This window comes from Paenibacillus sp. ClWae2A (assembly GCF_032452295.1).
Classification (GTDB): Bacteria; Bacillota; Bacilli; order Paenibacillales; family Paenibacillaceae; genus Paenibacillus.
Genome location: NZ_JAULSQ010000004.1, coordinates 370131 through 384290, shown reverse-complemented (window position 1 = coordinate 384290; position 14160 = coordinate 370131). Strand labels below are relative to the sequence as shown.

At 47.3% G+C, this 14160-nt stretch carries 19 protein-coding genes; 1 reads left to right on the top strand and 18 read right to left on the bottom strand.

What is annotated here, in order from left to right; translation table 11 throughout:
• Positions 1-215: 215 nt before the first annotated feature.
• Complete coding sequence (locus QVE09_RS16405; protein ID WP_315937641.1) at positions 216-686, bottom strand: ComF family protein; 471 nt, start codon at positions 684-686, stop codon at positions 216-218.
• Between the two features lie 168 nt (positions 687-854).
• Complete coding sequence (locus QVE09_RS16400) at positions 855-1091, bottom strand: hypothetical protein (RefSeq protein ID WP_315937640.1); 237 nt, start codon at positions 1089-1091, stop codon at positions 855-857.
• A 73-nt stretch (positions 1092-1164) separates the two neighbouring features.
• On the opposite strand from QVE09_RS16400, the gene QVE09_RS16395 reads away from it, so the two are divergent.
• Positions 1165-1452, top strand: coding sequence for a helix-turn-helix domain-containing protein (locus tag QVE09_RS16395; protein ID WP_315937709.1), 288 nt, complete (start codon positions 1165-1167; stop codon positions 1450-1452).
• A 663-nt stretch (positions 1453-2115) separates the two neighbouring features.
• Here the strand turns inward: QVE09_RS16395 and QVE09_RS16390 are convergent.
• The 16 genes from QVE09_RS16390 to QVE09_RS16315 all read right to left on the bottom strand — a co-directional run bounded on the left by QVE09_RS16390 (position 2116) and on the right by QVE09_RS16315 (position 14150).
• The gene (locus QVE09_RS16390) at positions 2116-2343 is read right to left on the bottom strand and encodes a helix-turn-helix domain-containing protein (protein ID WP_315937639.1); all 228 of its coding nucleotides are present in this window, start codon (positions 2341-2343) and stop codon (positions 2116-2118) included.
• 476 nt (positions 2344-2819) lie between these two features.
• Entirely contained in the window at positions 2820-3755 is a 936-nt protein-coding gene (locus QVE09_RS16385) for a glycoside hydrolase family 25 protein (protein WP_315937638.1), read from the bottom strand.
• The gene (locus QVE09_RS16380; protein ID WP_315937637.1) at positions 3742-4020 is read right to left on the bottom strand and encodes a phage holin family protein; all 279 of its coding nucleotides are present in this window, start codon (positions 4018-4020) and stop codon (positions 3742-3744) included. The genes QVE09_RS16385 and QVE09_RS16380 overlap by 14 nt, the downstream gene beginning before the upstream one ends.
• A gap of 1 nt (position 4021) precedes the next feature.
• Positions 4022-4495 (bottom strand): hypothetical protein, encoded by a 474-nt coding sequence (locus QVE09_RS16375; protein WP_315937636.1) that lies wholly within the window; start codon positions 4493-4495, stop codon positions 4022-4024.
• Between the two features lie 14 nt (positions 4496-4509).
• A complete protein-coding gene (locus QVE09_RS16370) occupies positions 4510-4641 on the bottom strand; it encodes a hypothetical protein (protein WP_315937635.1) in 132 nt (43 codons plus the stop codon).
• Between the two features lie 55 nt (positions 4642-4696).
• Positions 4697-5098, bottom strand: coding sequence for a hypothetical protein (locus QVE09_RS16365; protein WP_315937634.1), 402 nt, complete (start codon positions 5096-5098; stop codon positions 4697-4699).
• 12 nt (positions 5099-5110) lie between these two features.
• Positions 5111-6802 carry a tail fiber protein gene (locus QVE09_RS16360; RefSeq protein WP_315937633.1) on the bottom strand — a complete coding sequence of 564 codons (1692 nt, stop codon included), beginning with the start codon at positions 6800-6802 and terminating at the stop codon, positions 5111-5113.
• Entirely contained in the window at positions 6768-6974 is a 207-nt protein-coding gene (locus QVE09_RS16355) for a hypothetical protein (RefSeq protein WP_315937632.1), read from the bottom strand. The genes QVE09_RS16360 and QVE09_RS16355 overlap by 35 nt, the downstream gene beginning before the upstream one ends.
• Entirely contained in the window at positions 6964-7125 is a 162-nt protein-coding gene (locus QVE09_RS16350) for a hypothetical protein (protein ID WP_315937631.1), read from the bottom strand. The genes QVE09_RS16355 and QVE09_RS16350 overlap by 11 nt, the downstream gene beginning before the upstream one ends.
• Positions 7091-7399 (bottom strand): hypothetical protein, encoded by a 309-nt coding sequence (locus tag QVE09_RS16345; RefSeq protein WP_315937630.1) that lies wholly within the window; start codon positions 7397-7399, stop codon positions 7091-7093. The genes QVE09_RS16350 and QVE09_RS16345 overlap by 35 nt, the downstream gene beginning before the upstream one ends.
• A gap of 26 nt (positions 7400-7425) precedes the next feature.
• Positions 7426-7995: a stalk domain-containing protein gene (locus tag QVE09_RS16340; protein WP_315937629.1), complete on the bottom strand. Its 570-nt coding sequence runs from the start codon at positions 7993-7995 to the stop codon at positions 7426-7428.
• Between the two features lie 42 nt (positions 7996-8037).
• Positions 8038-10110 carry a bactofilin family protein gene (locus QVE09_RS16335; protein WP_315937628.1) on the bottom strand — a complete coding sequence of 691 codons (2073 nt, stop codon included), beginning with the start codon at positions 10108-10110 and terminating at the stop codon, positions 8038-8040.
• 4 nt (positions 10111-10114) lie between these two features.
• Positions 10115-10474 carry a DUF6711 family protein gene (locus QVE09_RS16330; protein WP_315937627.1) on the bottom strand — a complete coding sequence of 120 codons (360 nt, stop codon included), beginning with the start codon at positions 10472-10474 and terminating at the stop codon, positions 10115-10117.
• A 12-nt stretch (positions 10475-10486) separates the two neighbouring features.
• Positions 10487-13504, bottom strand: a complete 3018-nt coding sequence (locus QVE09_RS16325) for a phage tail protein (protein WP_315937626.1) — start codon at positions 13502-13504, stop codon at positions 10487-10489.
• Entirely contained in the window at positions 13505-13870 is a 366-nt protein-coding gene (locus QVE09_RS16320; RefSeq protein ID WP_315937625.1) for a Gp15 family bacteriophage protein, read from the bottom strand.
• On the bottom strand, positions 13839-14150 hold the full coding sequence (locus QVE09_RS16315; protein WP_315937624.1) for a hypothetical protein: 312 nt from the start codon (positions 14148-14150) through the stop codon (positions 13839-13841). The genes QVE09_RS16320 and QVE09_RS16315 overlap by 32 nt, the downstream gene beginning before the upstream one ends.
• Positions 14151-14160: the final 10 nt, after the last annotated feature.

Genomic DNA, 14160 nt, shown 5'->3' with positions numbered 1-14160 from the left:
TTTTTACATGTAAAAAATTTCTTATTACGCTTTCATTTATAATTTCATCAAACAACTATATTTCAAACGGTATAAATACGAAGACAGTAATTCGCAATTGTGAAATCACTAATACGAGAACGCATTTTCCTATCTATTAAAAGATGAAGCGTAGGTTGTGTATGCAGGGAGACCTGAAGAATATTAAACAGTAGCTCAATATACTGATTTGCCGATTAGGATCTCGCCAGTGTCAGTGTGTAAACATTGACCGGAATCTCCATGTGGAAGCCAGCATTTAGAATAACCCGGCCACAAGCGTCCAAGGTGCTGCCTGTTGTATAGATATCATCAATCAGCAGTAACTGTATGGGTTTGGCACGCGATATGCCCATATGTGTTGGCAGATGAGATCCCTTGTATAGCCCTTCAATTAACTTCGTGCCATCCGGGTTGATGGAAAAAGCGTTCTTCATCGTTTCAATACGCTCACCACGTGATTTGAAGCTTTGTTTGGTGGTGTTGATCTGGCGCTGCAACAGATCCACGATGGGTAGGCGGCAAGCGGTGGCGAGTCCAACAGCCAGCCGCTCCGCCTGATTGAAGCCGCGCTCGGCCAGGCGCTCGCCGCTCACCGGGACATAGGTGACCGCGTCAGGCCGCCATTGCGGCTTCGTTTGTTGAGCATGTGTGGCGGAATGAGCCACGGGGGCTGGGGGTTCTTTTGCCAAAGCAGAATTCTGTTCCTCACTCATCGCTTGAAAGGCTTGAATCAACAGCGCGGTTAGGAGCGGTGCGTAGCGTTCATGGCCTCTAAATTTGTACATAGCGCCATGATAGACTCTTTTTACAAACAAATAAAAAAGCCTGGTTTATCAGGCTTTTTTATTTGAAGAGTAGATTTTCTTAAACTGGATGTACTGCGCGATAAACGCTACATCGTCTTCTTCTGTCGGTGGGTTTTCCCCATCCCAACCAACACAAAGTAGATCATCAACACTTAAGTCATCGTATGAATTTATGCTGTTCTCATTTTTTTCTACATTAATACGTAGTCCTTTTTCCCATGCTATCAAAAACACTTCTCCTATGGATTCTGCTCTATTAATCAATTCGAATCACACTCCCCATTCTCGTGCAGCATGTTAAATATCTAATGTTTTGGAAAGGTAGATATAAGTATTGATGTTTACCCCATTTTCCCCGCGTGCTATAATTTGCCTCGAATCACCCTTATACACAAGGAGAATTACAAAAGTGGTCAAAGTCTCCCGTGGGAGATGCCGACTTAAAATACTTCTCAAAGAGCGTCGTATGAAACAATCTGACTTAGTAAAGCTAACAGGCTATAGCAGACACCTTATATCTAATTGGGCCAATAATCAGGATAAGATGTCTGCAGATGCTATGCTTACTATAGCGTATGCCTTAGGCTGCCGAGTTGAAGATTTATACGATTTGATCTATCATTGAGCCTGGTCGGCTCTCCCCACGGGCATTTGTATGGTTAAGCCATACATTTATATCGATCATAATATCTTCCCCTTTCTTAAATAAGCGAATGAGCGTGTAAGGTATTTATATGTAAATAATACCTTTTTCCTATGACATTCGGTGTCATAATATGTCGAACGTCCCGAAGGTAAAACTTTACATCTATTGGCTTCTGCAAACGATGAATTAACTTTACACGGAAGATATACTTCACATTATACACGGAACATACGTTCTTGTTAATGCGTATTATATTGTCGAATATTATCTATATATTATCGTTTATCTGTTTTAACGAAGTAGCTTTAACGGATGTTTTTGGTATGATTTAAGTAATCACATCCAGAAAGGGACAAGCAGATGAACGTGTACAGGATGGAACTAATTGCGAATGGCTTTACATTAAACGTTTTTTATGGTGAAACCGAGAAAAGAGGACTAACGCAATGTAAGGAGTATGCGTCAGGTTTTCAGCGGAAGGTTTCAAACGTCGAATTAAAGGTAGTCATTCAGAAGAGAGAAAAGCAGCAGACCCGATCGCATTACAAAAATGTACCTTGGGAGTATTATAAGACTCTTACGAAAAAGCCCTTGAAGACAAAAGAGAAAAACCCACCGGAATGAGCTGGTGGGTTAAAATATTCATTCATATGGTCTATACTTCTCACGCAACTGTTCCGCCTCTCGCTTACGGTCCTCAACATCCGATTTGAGAAAGAGACGAACTGACCCGGACTCTTTTATTGGAAGCAGCTTCTTACGTTTCACCAATGAAGAAAGGTTCTGCTTTGATCCACCAAGCATCTCCACCGCTTCGCTTGCTGTTATTACGTTCTCTTGTATGATGCGGATCAGATCGTCCCGTTCCATCAAATCACCTCGTAATCAATATTACCATTGTAGCGACACTTAGACCCAGCGAAAGCAAACTGATGATCAAAGTCACTTTAGTTATTTTTGACATACTCATGATTATACATGCTCCCTTCTTGTCATGCTATACTAAGGGAAGAGAAGGATTAAGGAACTCACACGGTCGGCCTTTGGGATTAACCGACCGTGCTACCCTCAAGTCCCGCCTATCGGCGTAGGACTATGATGAGGTTGACTACTGCGGTAAGCAAGCTGACAATGGCCGTGAGAAGCGTAACCAGCTTGTCCACCGGGAGTTCCTTTTTCTTTCTCCTTTTTTTCTTCATCCTTGTTCTCACCTCCCATAAATAATATACCATATCTATTTACTTTAGTCAATAGGTTATTGTGTATGTATATGTTTTAATGAACGCAAAAAAAAAGGCCCCGCCAGATTAACTGGAAGGGCCTTTGATTTTTCCAAGTGATTGGGATTATTCCTGAGTTGCTTCAATCTTCTTCAATCTCAGGTCCATGTCTTTGACATCCTCATTGGTTCCTGCAATCAAGGCCAGGATATTTTTCCTGAGCCGATTAATGACTACCGCTGTTTCTTCTCTCGTGATCTGCGCCCCCGGACGTGTCCCATCAAAATAACCATTGGCTGTAACCTCTGCCCATGCCGCTTCTGCCCACTTGCTGGGCACGTTAATGTCTTTCTCCTGTGTCACTGGCTTGTCCTCCTTAACTGGTTCACTCTTCTTCGAATACTTGGACTTTAGCTCTGCAACTGTCCCGTCAAACTCATTCAGATCCACCGCACCGTTGATCCCGTCAACCTTGCGATTACCCCGTGGCAGATATCCACCAGCCGCTCCATCGCTGTACTGCCAGAAGTCCCAACGTGTCCAACCAGAAGCATCAGCAGGCGTTTGATTACTGTATCGTGCAATCCACAAAGGGTACCCGCTCAGACCGCTGAAATTTCCGATGAATGCCGGATAAGTGTATACCAATGGCTTGACCCCTGTAAGCCTGTGAACCTCTTCCAGAAACGTCTTGGCTACTGCCGTAATCGTTGCTTTACTGTGGCCCTTTTTGTTTGATTCATAGTCCATAACAGGTGGCAAATCAAACACACCAATCCCGCCTGCATCCTGAATGGCTCTGAAGAAATTCTGTGCTTCTGCCTTTGCAGCATCCACACTGCCGGCAGAGTCATCCACGTAATGATATGCACCGATTAGCAGACCAGCCGCCTTGGCATCCTTCACGAACTGAAGGAACTTCGATGACCTGAAGGACTTGCCTTGTGTCGCCTTCATGAAGACAAAGGAAATCCCGTCCGCTGCCACCTTCTTGAAATCGATATTACCATTGTGATGGGATACGTCAATCCCCTGTGCATTCCCCTGTTTACGTGCTTGCATCTGTACCAGCTCCCTTTTTCGTCTGCTTCACCAACTGATTCCCATAAACCGCCACAGCGCCCACTAGAACGCCCTGTACCACGCTCTCCACACTCAGGCCAAGCATCAGGATAGAAAATACAATTGCTACACCGGAGACGATATAAACGATGGTCCAATCCTGTACCTTCGGCGTCTTCTTCAATACATATCCGATCACCCAGCAGGCTGCCAATACGATCAGCAGCCTACCATCAATCAACCCTTGAATAATGTCCCATTCCACACTACATTCCCCCTAACTTAATTCCGGCCCATACAGCCGCGATAAGAAGTCCAGTCAATCCAGTTAATGCCGCACCATACACGGTACGCTTTAACCACTTTTGGTCCTCGTCATGCTTATTTAAACGTGTCAGCGCATCGGCCGCATTGCGCTTGGCTTCATGGGCTACATCGGTTGTCTTCTTCAATTCCGCTTCAAGTTCAACGAGTCTCAAAGCCGTTTGTTGCGCTGTCTGCAAGGCTTCTTTGGAAATCTCTCTAACCTCTGCTACACCTGGAGCCAAAGCCGCCAAAGGTTTTAAGGCTTCTTCAATCCGGGCCAGTTGAACCTTCAAATCAACAATCGTATTCACATCCTGCACCTGCATGTCGTTCACACCTCCTGGTATGGCTTCCATACGCCAATCCCCCGTCTCTATCTGAATATATGGAAAAGCCCCCTGACCACTCCAGAGGGCATAAAAATAGCGCTCCATAATTGGAACGCCTGTTACACAATATTCCCGTTTTGGTCCATCTCTGCTGCTTCCAGCACGGCAGCCACTTTATCCCGGCTGCCTGTTGGCACTTGCTCCAGCTTGATCAAGCCTTTATGGATCATCATTACGTATACAGCTAACATGGTGTCACCCCCTCTCATGAGTACCACAGCCCAACGGATCAGCAGCCTGCCGATGTTATTCCGCATCTGGCATCTCGCCAAGCAACATCATGTGAAGCTCCATAAGCGCCAGTTGGTTTGCATTGCTTTCTGCGGCTAACTGATCAACCTGTTTACTGAGTGCCGGACGTGGTTCCTGTGGTGTTTCTGGATCGGTTGGATCTGGATAGGTGAACAGCGGTTCCATTGTCTCCAGATCAATCCGAGTTATTTGTCCACCAGCGCCATAGTCGGCTTCGTAGGCATCAAATTCCAATTGCAACAAGCCTACCGTTTCAGGAACGCGTCCGGCCAATGCTGAATAGAAAGCGAAGTCTTGTTCTACAGTTGTTTCAACTACCATACCCATTCGTTGGTCAGTAACCCATATCACATTTCCAGACGCTTTCTCGTAATAAACTTTTCTGCCTATCTCCATTGCTGAACCTCCTTAAATGTCGAATGCATACCAAGTGAAGTTTACCCCCGTGTTATTGAGGTCTAAAGGTATTCGAAATCCTGTCTCGGAAACAAAGGCATATGTTCCTTCGACATAAAACTTTTCTCCATTTCCTATCGTAACGGTAGACATCCCTGCAAATTGACTTCCGTTGGATGCTCGAACCGGTTTCTCTGTGTATACCGAGCTTTGAGCTGTAATTGTTGATCCGGATAGGATAGGGACCCCAGCCTCCACTGTTACCACAATTATTTTCGGTTTGAAAGCCAGTCCACTAACTTCTATATAATACTTGTTTACTACACCATCAGTCCTTTGGAATGATCGGGCCGAACCGGATATTCCTGTTGTACCTGTCGCGTACCTAATACCTTCATTCAACGTTCCCACGACTCCACCAACGTTCACACCGTTACGAATATTGGCTGCAATCAGATTGGCGAATACAGCACGGATAATACCAGATCCGCTGTGATACCCCTGCGGGACTACATACGAACCGTTTTGAGTCGTGATATCCTGTGATACTGCCCCGCGGTTAACCATTGTGCCTGATCGGTTATTGCCTGTAGCGTTACTGAACGTTGACCCTGCTAGAACTTGAGCGGCTGTGGCTGTTCCTGTCGCCCGAATCACCCCAGACATCTTGGCAATGAGCGCGTCCCATGATTCGCTTGTGGATGCCGATACACCTATGGAGTTAAGCGCGGCAACCACTTCCGCTTTACGTTCAACTCCAGCTTGAAAAGCCAGTCCAACCGCTTTCTCAGTCGCAGCTACATTACTGCGGGTTCCGTCCGTTGCATCAGAAAGCATCGTTATTCCTTTTTCAGTTAGGGAAGCATCATTAACAGGTGGAATGGCCGAAATCTGATCATCCACATATTCCTTTACCGCGTCTGCCTTTGCCTGCGCCCCTGTCTTAGTTTCCCCGTCCTGGCGGACATACTTGGCATCTGCCCCGCTCATCAAGCCACTAGATCCACCGATCACTGCATCTGGAATAACGTCTGTACCGCCAGTGATATGAGATGACGCATGAGCACCTGGCGTTGCTTCCCCTGTTGCCGTAAGGACAACCCGTTTCCCGTCTGGATCGGTTGTAACGGTAATCCCGGTACCGCCCACAAATGTAACCGTATCGGACTTGCTGGTTGCTGCCACGTCATTGATAACTGCAAAGGCGTTTTGATTGACCTCAGCTCCTGCGGCAATGCCGTTCAGTTTGTCGTGCTCGGCCTGTGTGACGTGCTTTACTGTATCGCCCGTATGGCTGTCCAGATTGGATTGTACGGCGTCTGTCTCTGCCTTCCGGGCAATGTCATCCGTTGCCGCTGGAGCCGCTACCTTCGCACGCCCTGTGGCGTCACGTTGCATAAGCGTGTCAGCAGTTGCGGCGCTGGTGCTGGCATCAGATTTTAGCTTGTCGGCAGCACTCATGAACCCTGCGGCATTTCCCTTTGCCGTGGGATGCTCATCTGCCCCGCGTGCCTTATGTGCAGCCAGATCAGCAGCAGCGGCGGCAATGGCTGCTGCCTTAGCTGCATCGGCTTTAGACTGGGCATCGGCTGGCGTGCCTTTGGTATCCATTTCAGCCTGCACACGGTCAAAGCCAATATTAATATTTGGGAAATCCTCACTGATCTTTTTACTTCCTTCCAGATTCGCGTAACGGTTCGCCATTTGCTTCAGCTCCTTTCAATAGCGTGTCAACGTCCTGCCGGATTGCCTGAAGGAATGCCACCTGAGATTCAAGGGTCGGCAACGTCTCCAGCATGGCACGGATCACTAATGGGCTCTCACGAAAAATGTCGCTCACATCCACGGACAGTTCAAGAACCTTTTTAATTCTCACCTGGTGCACCCCATTTCATATTCTTCATGATTTCAAGCATGGTGGCCTTCGTCTGATCATTGACCCGGATCGTTATGGTTTCAGCCTTAATCCTTTCGTCATGGGCAATCAATTCCTCACGGATAATCTCGCGTAATTGCTGTTCCTCCACGTCCTTCACCCTCCCTCAATGTAAAATCAGATTGAGTCCAAACCTCGTCGCAAGTAGCGCATCGTGGTTCCTGCTCAGGAAACGGATCAGGCTGCGGTGGAATCCCTTTGGATTTCAGAATGCTTTCAAAAATCTGTTCCTTTGCCTGGACATCCTTGTGCAGAACAAAAACAGACGTGCCACAGTATCCGCAGCACGCCAATGGTCTTTTATAGGTAATACCGTCCACTTCCAAGAAATCATCCCCTTTTTGGGCAACAAAAAAAGAGCCCATGAAATGGACTCTCTGTAATGTTGATATTAATTTGCTGTTGCTAGTGCTTCGTCGATCAGTTTCAGTTCGGCTTGTGCATCGTCTACCAATTTTTGATAATCTTCAACCTTTTGTTTTGCCAAGGCAGTCACATCATCTTGTCCAGCAGCTTTTATACCCTCGTATTCTTTAGTTACTTTTTCCAGTCCGGTAACTATAGGTGGCAGGATCTTGTTATTGTATTCCGACTTCATAGCTTCTAAGTAAGATTTTGATTTCCCGGCATACTTGTTACTCTGATTATTTGTCGGATTCGAGGTAGTAATTTCACCAGGTCCATTTACTTCCGATGTAATAATTATTGTTTTTCCAGACACCCTTACATCAGCTCCTAATGATTCGGACAGGGCGCGCGCTGGGACATTTGCCCGGGAGTCAATTACTGCTCCTTTGTCCGACAGTTTCTTTCCATCTACAATGATTGTGTATTCTCCGCTTACTTTTTTACCTACCATACTCTTAACCGTATCCGCAAATGCTCCTGCTGATGTCGAAAAAACCACACCAATAATTATTCCACCTGCAATGTATGCAGCTTTATGTGCAAACTTCTTCATAACTCTACCTCCGTATTGGTGCTATTTTCCTATTATGATACATTACGGAGTTGAAGTTGTGAAGGTTCCGCCCCAATTTGCGGCATTAGCAAGCCCGTGGTTGTGCGTAGGCAACGTGAAGTTGTGTGAGTGAGCATAAAAAGTAACTAATAAATTAGAAATTTGAGTTTGTAAAGATGTCAATTGGGATTGTAACCCGTTTACATCTGAGATATCTAACCCATTTATCGCACCGCCAAATGTTACAGCACCTTGCATGCGAATCGGATTCCCTGTGTTGTTTGATCCGATCGTGATGTTATTACCATACATAGTCAGAACGCCACTCGATTGATATGAGTTAATTTCACCTACAGCCGTCCCGTTCGAATCCCTCCAGATCACAGCGGCAGCAGAAGCATCATCGGTGGTCGCAATCTGAACCCTGTTACGTCCGTTGGAGTCATAAGAACGGAAGCCCCCCGAATCAATCTCAATTCGTCTCCCGCTGTTGGCCGTCTTTAATACCGAACCAATGATAGTTGAACCATTGATCGTACCACCGTTAATTGTGGCCGCTTGCAAAGTGCCTGAGAACGTACCATCCACACCAACAAGTGTACCCGTGAAGGTCCCACCCGCAGCACTAAGGTTGCCTTTGAAAGTTCCCCCAGCAGCACTCAGATTACCTGTAAACGTACCATCCACGCCTTGCAAGGTTCCGGCAAATGTACCACCTGCCGCGCTCAAGTTTCCCGAGAATACACCATCCACGGCTTCCAGAGTACCATTGAATTTATATCGGTTACTTGGCAAGTCAAACCAAAGGGCCTTATCCGATCCACGGTAGAAGGTCAATTCATCTGAGTTGAACACCGCCTTGCTTCTGTGGTCTTCCCGCTCAATGATCAATCCCTCAGTACGTGTGATGGTCGCCCCGTAATAGGACTTGCCTTCCTTGATGGCATCCTTGTTCAGCTTGTTCACTTGTTGCGTTAGACTGCCTTCAACGATAAACTCACTTCGCTGTTCGGACACAGACGGTGCTTCCAGGCTCATCTTCAAGCCGCCTGCAAAACTGAATACTTGATGCAGGATAATGGTCTTGTATCTGACAACGCCATCCCATGGAATATTTGTGTCCTGCCAGGTCGATACCGTTTCATCCCAAGTGGTACCTTCCTGCTGCTCAAACCCGATGACGTCACCTTGTTCAAGCTGCGGATAGCCCCGCGCATCCATCGTAAGAGGTAGATAGGAAAATCCATTCAGCGTTGATAGAAGGCCGTTCGTGACCGCCTGCGTAGCGAATGGATTTTCTACATACAGTGTATGATTCTCATCCCCGGTACCCGCTTCATACTGCAAGCCGTCCTCCGTGTTGTATGTGACCACAACCCGCGTGTAGGTCTTGACCGGATTCGTTTGTTTGACGGTCACATAATCGGCCGTGGTCATATCAAACACAGGGTTTTCAGAAGCTGTGAACCGCTTGAATTTGAGCGTACCGGCTTTATCGATATAAATGCTTGCGCTATTGGCAGAAGCAATATAAGCCAGTACCTGACGCATGGTGTATCCCGCTGGCCCTGCCTGAATCCGGTATGCAGAATTAATGACCACGCTGCTGTCATACGTCCAACCCAGACGCTTACATATCTCATCAAAAACTGCTTTCTGGGTAGTTGGGTATGTCAATGACGATATGTACGCCACGTCAGCCATAACCAGCTTGTCATAACAGGTGAATGTCCAGACATCATTGATCTTTTCCCGGTCATCAACAAAGAACTCTCCCAGCGGCAACCAGTCCGTCCCTGAGCCCGTCCACGTTAGGTTCATGTCTTTCCATGGGTACTGCGCTTCCAACCACGTCAGGCCAGCCAGAGACAGTGACAGGTACGGCACGATTCGTGCATTTGCTGGTATGATTTCATTGGTTCGTAACTTAATTGTCAGTTTCGAAGGGATAGACGTCCCAATCTCGAACCCTTCTGTCAGACTCAAGCTGTTTTCAATGCTGAAATCCACAATCCTACTGCTATCGTATTCCTCACTGCCCACCAGAGCCTTGACAATAAATTCCCGGTCAGGCCGTCTTAAATAATCTTTGTAAAGTGGCGATATAGGAAACATCCAATCACCTCTCCGTCAGCGTCAATTTGAGCCCGTTCCAGTACATGACGCCGCCACTCATCACACTGAACGGTGCGGGCCGATTGCCGACATACATCCGTTTGGTTTCATGCTTACCTGTCATCGGATCTGGATACGTACAATCAAAAAACACATTGGACATGGATTGAAGGATGGAGGACATTTCTGCCCATGTCAGCATCCCCCAAGTCATGTCTATCTGCCGTTTGACCGCTATCCGGTCCCGGTTCAAGGTTCCGTTTGCAGTACGTACGGATGAATTCGCATCATCCAAGTCAAGGACCGTCACCTGGTACGATGAAGGATAGGCTGCAATCTCTTGACCATTAATTTTAATTTCCACTCTGCATCCCTCCTATGTCGTTAATGGTGAACGGCCTTGACGCCTTGTGATCTCGTTTATTGCACTCACAGTAGCACGCCCCAGCTCCGTACCGTTGAGCTGAATGACGGTCTGTTTGTCTCCGTTCTTGATGGCATCCAGAATCAGGAGCAATATTTCCACCATCGGCTGATTGTTCCCACCGATCATGTCTTGAAGCTTAGACAACGGTGACACGACTTCGGGGTCAACGGAAGCCCCTCGGTTATCCCCGACCATGGCAAGTGTCGGCCCGTAAGCCAAACCGCCTTTCGCCAGCTTCGGAATTTTCGGGATCTGTGGTACCCCAATGTTGCCCCCGCCGACCTTCTGACCAAAGACCTCAAACTCAGGAATGCTTACGCTCAAGCTGTTGAATCCTTCGATGACCTTGTTAATGCCATCTATGATCAGGTTCAGCGGCGCTTTGACCAAGCTGTACAAGGAATCGAATATGCCACCAAAGATATCCTTAACCCCGGTCCATGCCTTCTTCCAGTCACCTGTGAAAGCACCCGCCACAAAATCAATAATGCCGCCTAAGGTTTTAAGCAGCCCCTTGATGACGCCCCCAACGCTTTGGACCACAGTCGTTACTATGTTCAAAATGATGTTGAAGCCCTTCACAAATCCAGGTGCCAGTTTGTCTATTACATAACTAATCAATGGCACAATGAACTTGTTGTAAATGTCCAGTGCAGCGTTAACCAGTTTCATGACCACTTCGCCCACTTGCTTGATGATCCCCTTGAGTGTGCCGTCCCAAATTTCATTCATTTTTTTGAGGAACGGCTCTATAATCGGTTTCAGGATATCATCCCAAAGCTTCTGGAACAGATTCCGTGTATTGGTCATGAACTCCGTGAGTTTCGCAAGTAGCTCCGCACCGTATTTGTTCCAAAGCCCCTTGATCGTCTCCAACGTGTCCAAGACAATTTTTTTAATCAGATCAAAGACGGGTTTCAACACCGTGTTATAGATATCATTGATCAGCTTGACGGCCCATTCAAACGTGTTGGCAGCTTCTTTAAAGGCCCAAACCAAAGTATCCGTGAACACAGGTACCAGCGTATCAATAATCTTCGCGGCAATTGGGATGATGAAATCATTCAAGGCATAATCCACAAATGGCTTTAACGTACCATTCAGCAAGTCAGAAAATGATTTCCCGATCTGCGGAATGATGTCCAAGAACAAATCCCTGAACTGCTCAAGCGCTGGATTAAGTGTGCTGTCCCATAGATCATTGATATGGTTGACTGCATTCGTGAAAGTCTTGGTGAATGTGTCAATGGCCCAGACCAGTGTATCCGTGAAGATGGGTACCAGTGTTTCAGCAAGCACCGTAGATACTGGGATAGCAAAGTCATTCATCATAAAGTCGGTGAATGGATTAAGTGTCCCGTCCAGCAAGCTTTGCAAGGCTGCTGCGATTAACGGCATATTGGTAACAAAGGCGTTCTTTACCTTCTCCAGACTCGGTAACCAGACGTTTTCCCACAGCTTAATGGATTGATCCGTTGAATTCCGGAATGTCCGGTCAAGGAAATCAAATGTCCATACGATCTGCTTCGCAATGACTGGAGCAAACGATTTAACAAAGCCTGTGACGATAGCCGGAATGAAATCGCCCAAAATGTACTTCGCCACCGGAACAAGCACCTTGTCTTTCAGATCCAAGAACGTCTTGCCCATGTTTGATACCGATTGACGAATAGGCACCATCATATCAATGAACGGTTGCAGTGCCGGCCGCATTTCACCCCAGCCCGAAGAGATATACGCCCAAGCTTTTGAGAATCGGGATTTGACGTCTTCCAAGAACGCTGCCACTTGCTGCTTGATCGGATCGATCTCAATTGAAGGTGTGCCCAAGTCCAGGTCACCAAATCCAGCCATCGCACCCAGACCGCCTATCCCAGCGCCTGCGCCCTTCGCCTTTGAACCAGCATCATCCAGAGCGGACGCCGCTGATTGGGCCAGTGTATTGAGCTGATCGAATCCGGCCAGACTGCCCTTCATGTCTTTTCCGGCTTTTTTAGCCTTCTTGCCTGCCTTCTCAGCCGCTTTCCCTGTATCTTCTACAGCAGGAGCTGCGGCCGCTGCTGCATCACCCATGCCGCCCATGGCATCCGTAGCCACCGTCATTCCGGCACCACCAGCGTTCACAGCGTCACCAAAGACCAGTTCCGTAAATGCTTTGAAATAAGCCGCCGCAACTTGTAGTTTGGCAATGATCCAGTTGAGCCCTTTCAGGATCGGCGTCAGAATGTTAATGAACCCCGCGCCCATTGTGCCCTTGAAGATGTTCCACTGTTCGGACATCATACGGACTTGGTTCGCCCATGACTGACCGTTACGGGCAAAGTCGCCCTGAGCATCGGCTGTTACCTGTAGCAAGTATCCGTAACGAAGCATGGCTTGTTCAGACTGGGTCATGGATAGCCAAGATTTCGTGATGCCCTGGGACATCGCGTAGGCTTCCATATTGACCACAGACATATTGACACCCAATTGCTTCAGCGGCTCAGTCTCACCGACCATACCGCTAAATACTTTTTGATAGGCCATGTCATTCGAGATGTTATAAAAAGAAGCCATGTCAGCAGATAATTCCGTCAACTTGACAGACATCTGTTTCATGGCTTCACCGGAAATCCCGGATGACTTGAGCATGGCACCCATAGTGGATGCATATCGCTTCCCTGCCAGCTCCGACAAACCAAAGCTGTCAATAAGGTTAGTGGACCAGTTATTAATTTGGCTAGTCATGGCACCGAACGTAACGTTAACTACGTTCTGCACTTCGGCCAGATCCGATGCCAGGTTAATGGCTTCCTTACCAAACTCTTTTAAGCTATTGACTGCAAAGGCTGCGGCAACGATCCCGCCCAGTCTCTTGAATGCCCCGCCAACCATATTAGTAGCGGTACTCGATATACTATTGAGCTGCTGTTGAAAGGCTCCGTAGTTCAAGCCCAAGTCTAAATCTACGCGGCCTGCGCTTGACATCTACCCACCCCCAAATAACCGCTCTAGAACCGCTTCCATACTCTTCATTTCCTGATCCAATTTCTTGGGCTCAATCATCTTCTGATCTGATTGGCGTTTACGCCAAGCGTTATAGATGCGGCGCTGATCTGCGTTGAACCCCTTAATCGTTTTAGGGTCTTGCTCTGCTCGAATTGAAACAATGCTTCCAAGCGGTGTATCGGGCATAAGACCACCAACCAATGTGCAGAACTCTTCCCACGGCATATCTCCTTGCTGCCGAATGCGGATACCGTACTGCTTGGCAAGACTGGCTTCAATCAGCTCCCAATCTTCATACAGGTCATACCAACTGTTAGGACTGGACGCCCCGCTGAAATCGCGCATCAGCTTCCTCATAACTGATATTGGACATTGCAGCAAGGACAGCAGAAGACAGGACCATGATGTTCCCCATGTTCATGTCCTCGACCCCCATTTCCTTATATGCCTTTTTGCCAAACGCACCTTCCAAGGCTTTCAGGATGCCAGTAACGCCACCTGTTGCAGCTTCTTCAAACGCCAACATGGCTGAAATACCGTTATTGACTGGATACAACTTCTCACCGATCTGGATAGATGGCATTTCTGTAGAAAACTTATCTGTAATATTAATAACTTTTGACATGGGTAAATCC

Bases quoted from the DNA above. Each gene is read 5' to 3' on its own strand.
- QVE09_RS16395 (WP_315937709.1), top strand. From the start codon at position 1,165: ATGTTTACCCCATTTTCCCCGCGTGCTATAATTTGCCTCGAATCACCC.
- QVE09_RS16390 (WP_315937639.1), bottom strand. From the start codon at position 2,343: ATGGAACGGGACGATCTGATCCGCATCATACAAGAGAACGTAATAACA.
- QVE09_RS16385 (WP_315937638.1), bottom strand. From the start codon at position 3,755: ATGCAAGCACGTAAACAGGGGAATGCACAGGGGATTGACGTATCCCAT.
- QVE09_RS16375 (WP_315937636.1), bottom strand. From the start codon at position 4,495: ATGGAGCGCTATTTTTATGCCCTCTGGAGTGGTCAGGGGGCTTTTCCA.
- QVE09_RS16370 (WP_315937635.1), bottom strand. From the start codon at position 4,641: ATGTTAGCTGTATACGTAATGATGATCCATAAAGGCTTGATCAAGCTG.
- QVE09_RS16365 (WP_315937634.1), bottom strand. From the start codon at position 5,098: ATGGAGATAGGCAGAAAAGTTTATTACGAGAAAGCGTCTGGAAATGTG.
- QVE09_RS16360 (WP_315937633.1), bottom strand. From the start codon at position 6,802: ATGGCGAACCGTTACGCGAATCTGGAAGGAAGTAAAAAGATCAGTGAG.
- QVE09_RS16345 (WP_315937630.1), bottom strand. From the start codon at position 7,399: ATGGGCTCTTTTTTTGTTGCCCAAAAAGGGGATGATTTCTTGGAAGTG.
- QVE09_RS16340 (WP_315937629.1), bottom strand. From the start codon at position 7,995: ATGAAGAAGTTTGCACATAAAGCTGCATACATTGCAGGTGGAATAATT.
- QVE09_RS16335 (WP_315937628.1), bottom strand. From the start codon at position 10,110: ATGTTTCCTATATCGCCACTTTACAAAGATTATTTAAGACGGCCTGAC.
- QVE09_RS16325 (WP_315937626.1), bottom strand. From the start codon at position 13,504: ATGTCAAGCGCAGGCCGCGTAGATTTAGACTTGGGCTTGAACTACGGA.
- QVE09_RS16320 (WP_315937625.1), bottom strand. From the start codon at position 13,870: ATGCGCGATTTCAGCGGGGCGTCCAGTCCTAACAGTTGGTATGACCTG.
- QVE09_RS16315 (WP_315937624.1), bottom strand. From the start codon at position 14,150: ATGTCAAAAGTTATTAATATTACAGATAAGTTTTCTACAGAAATGCCA.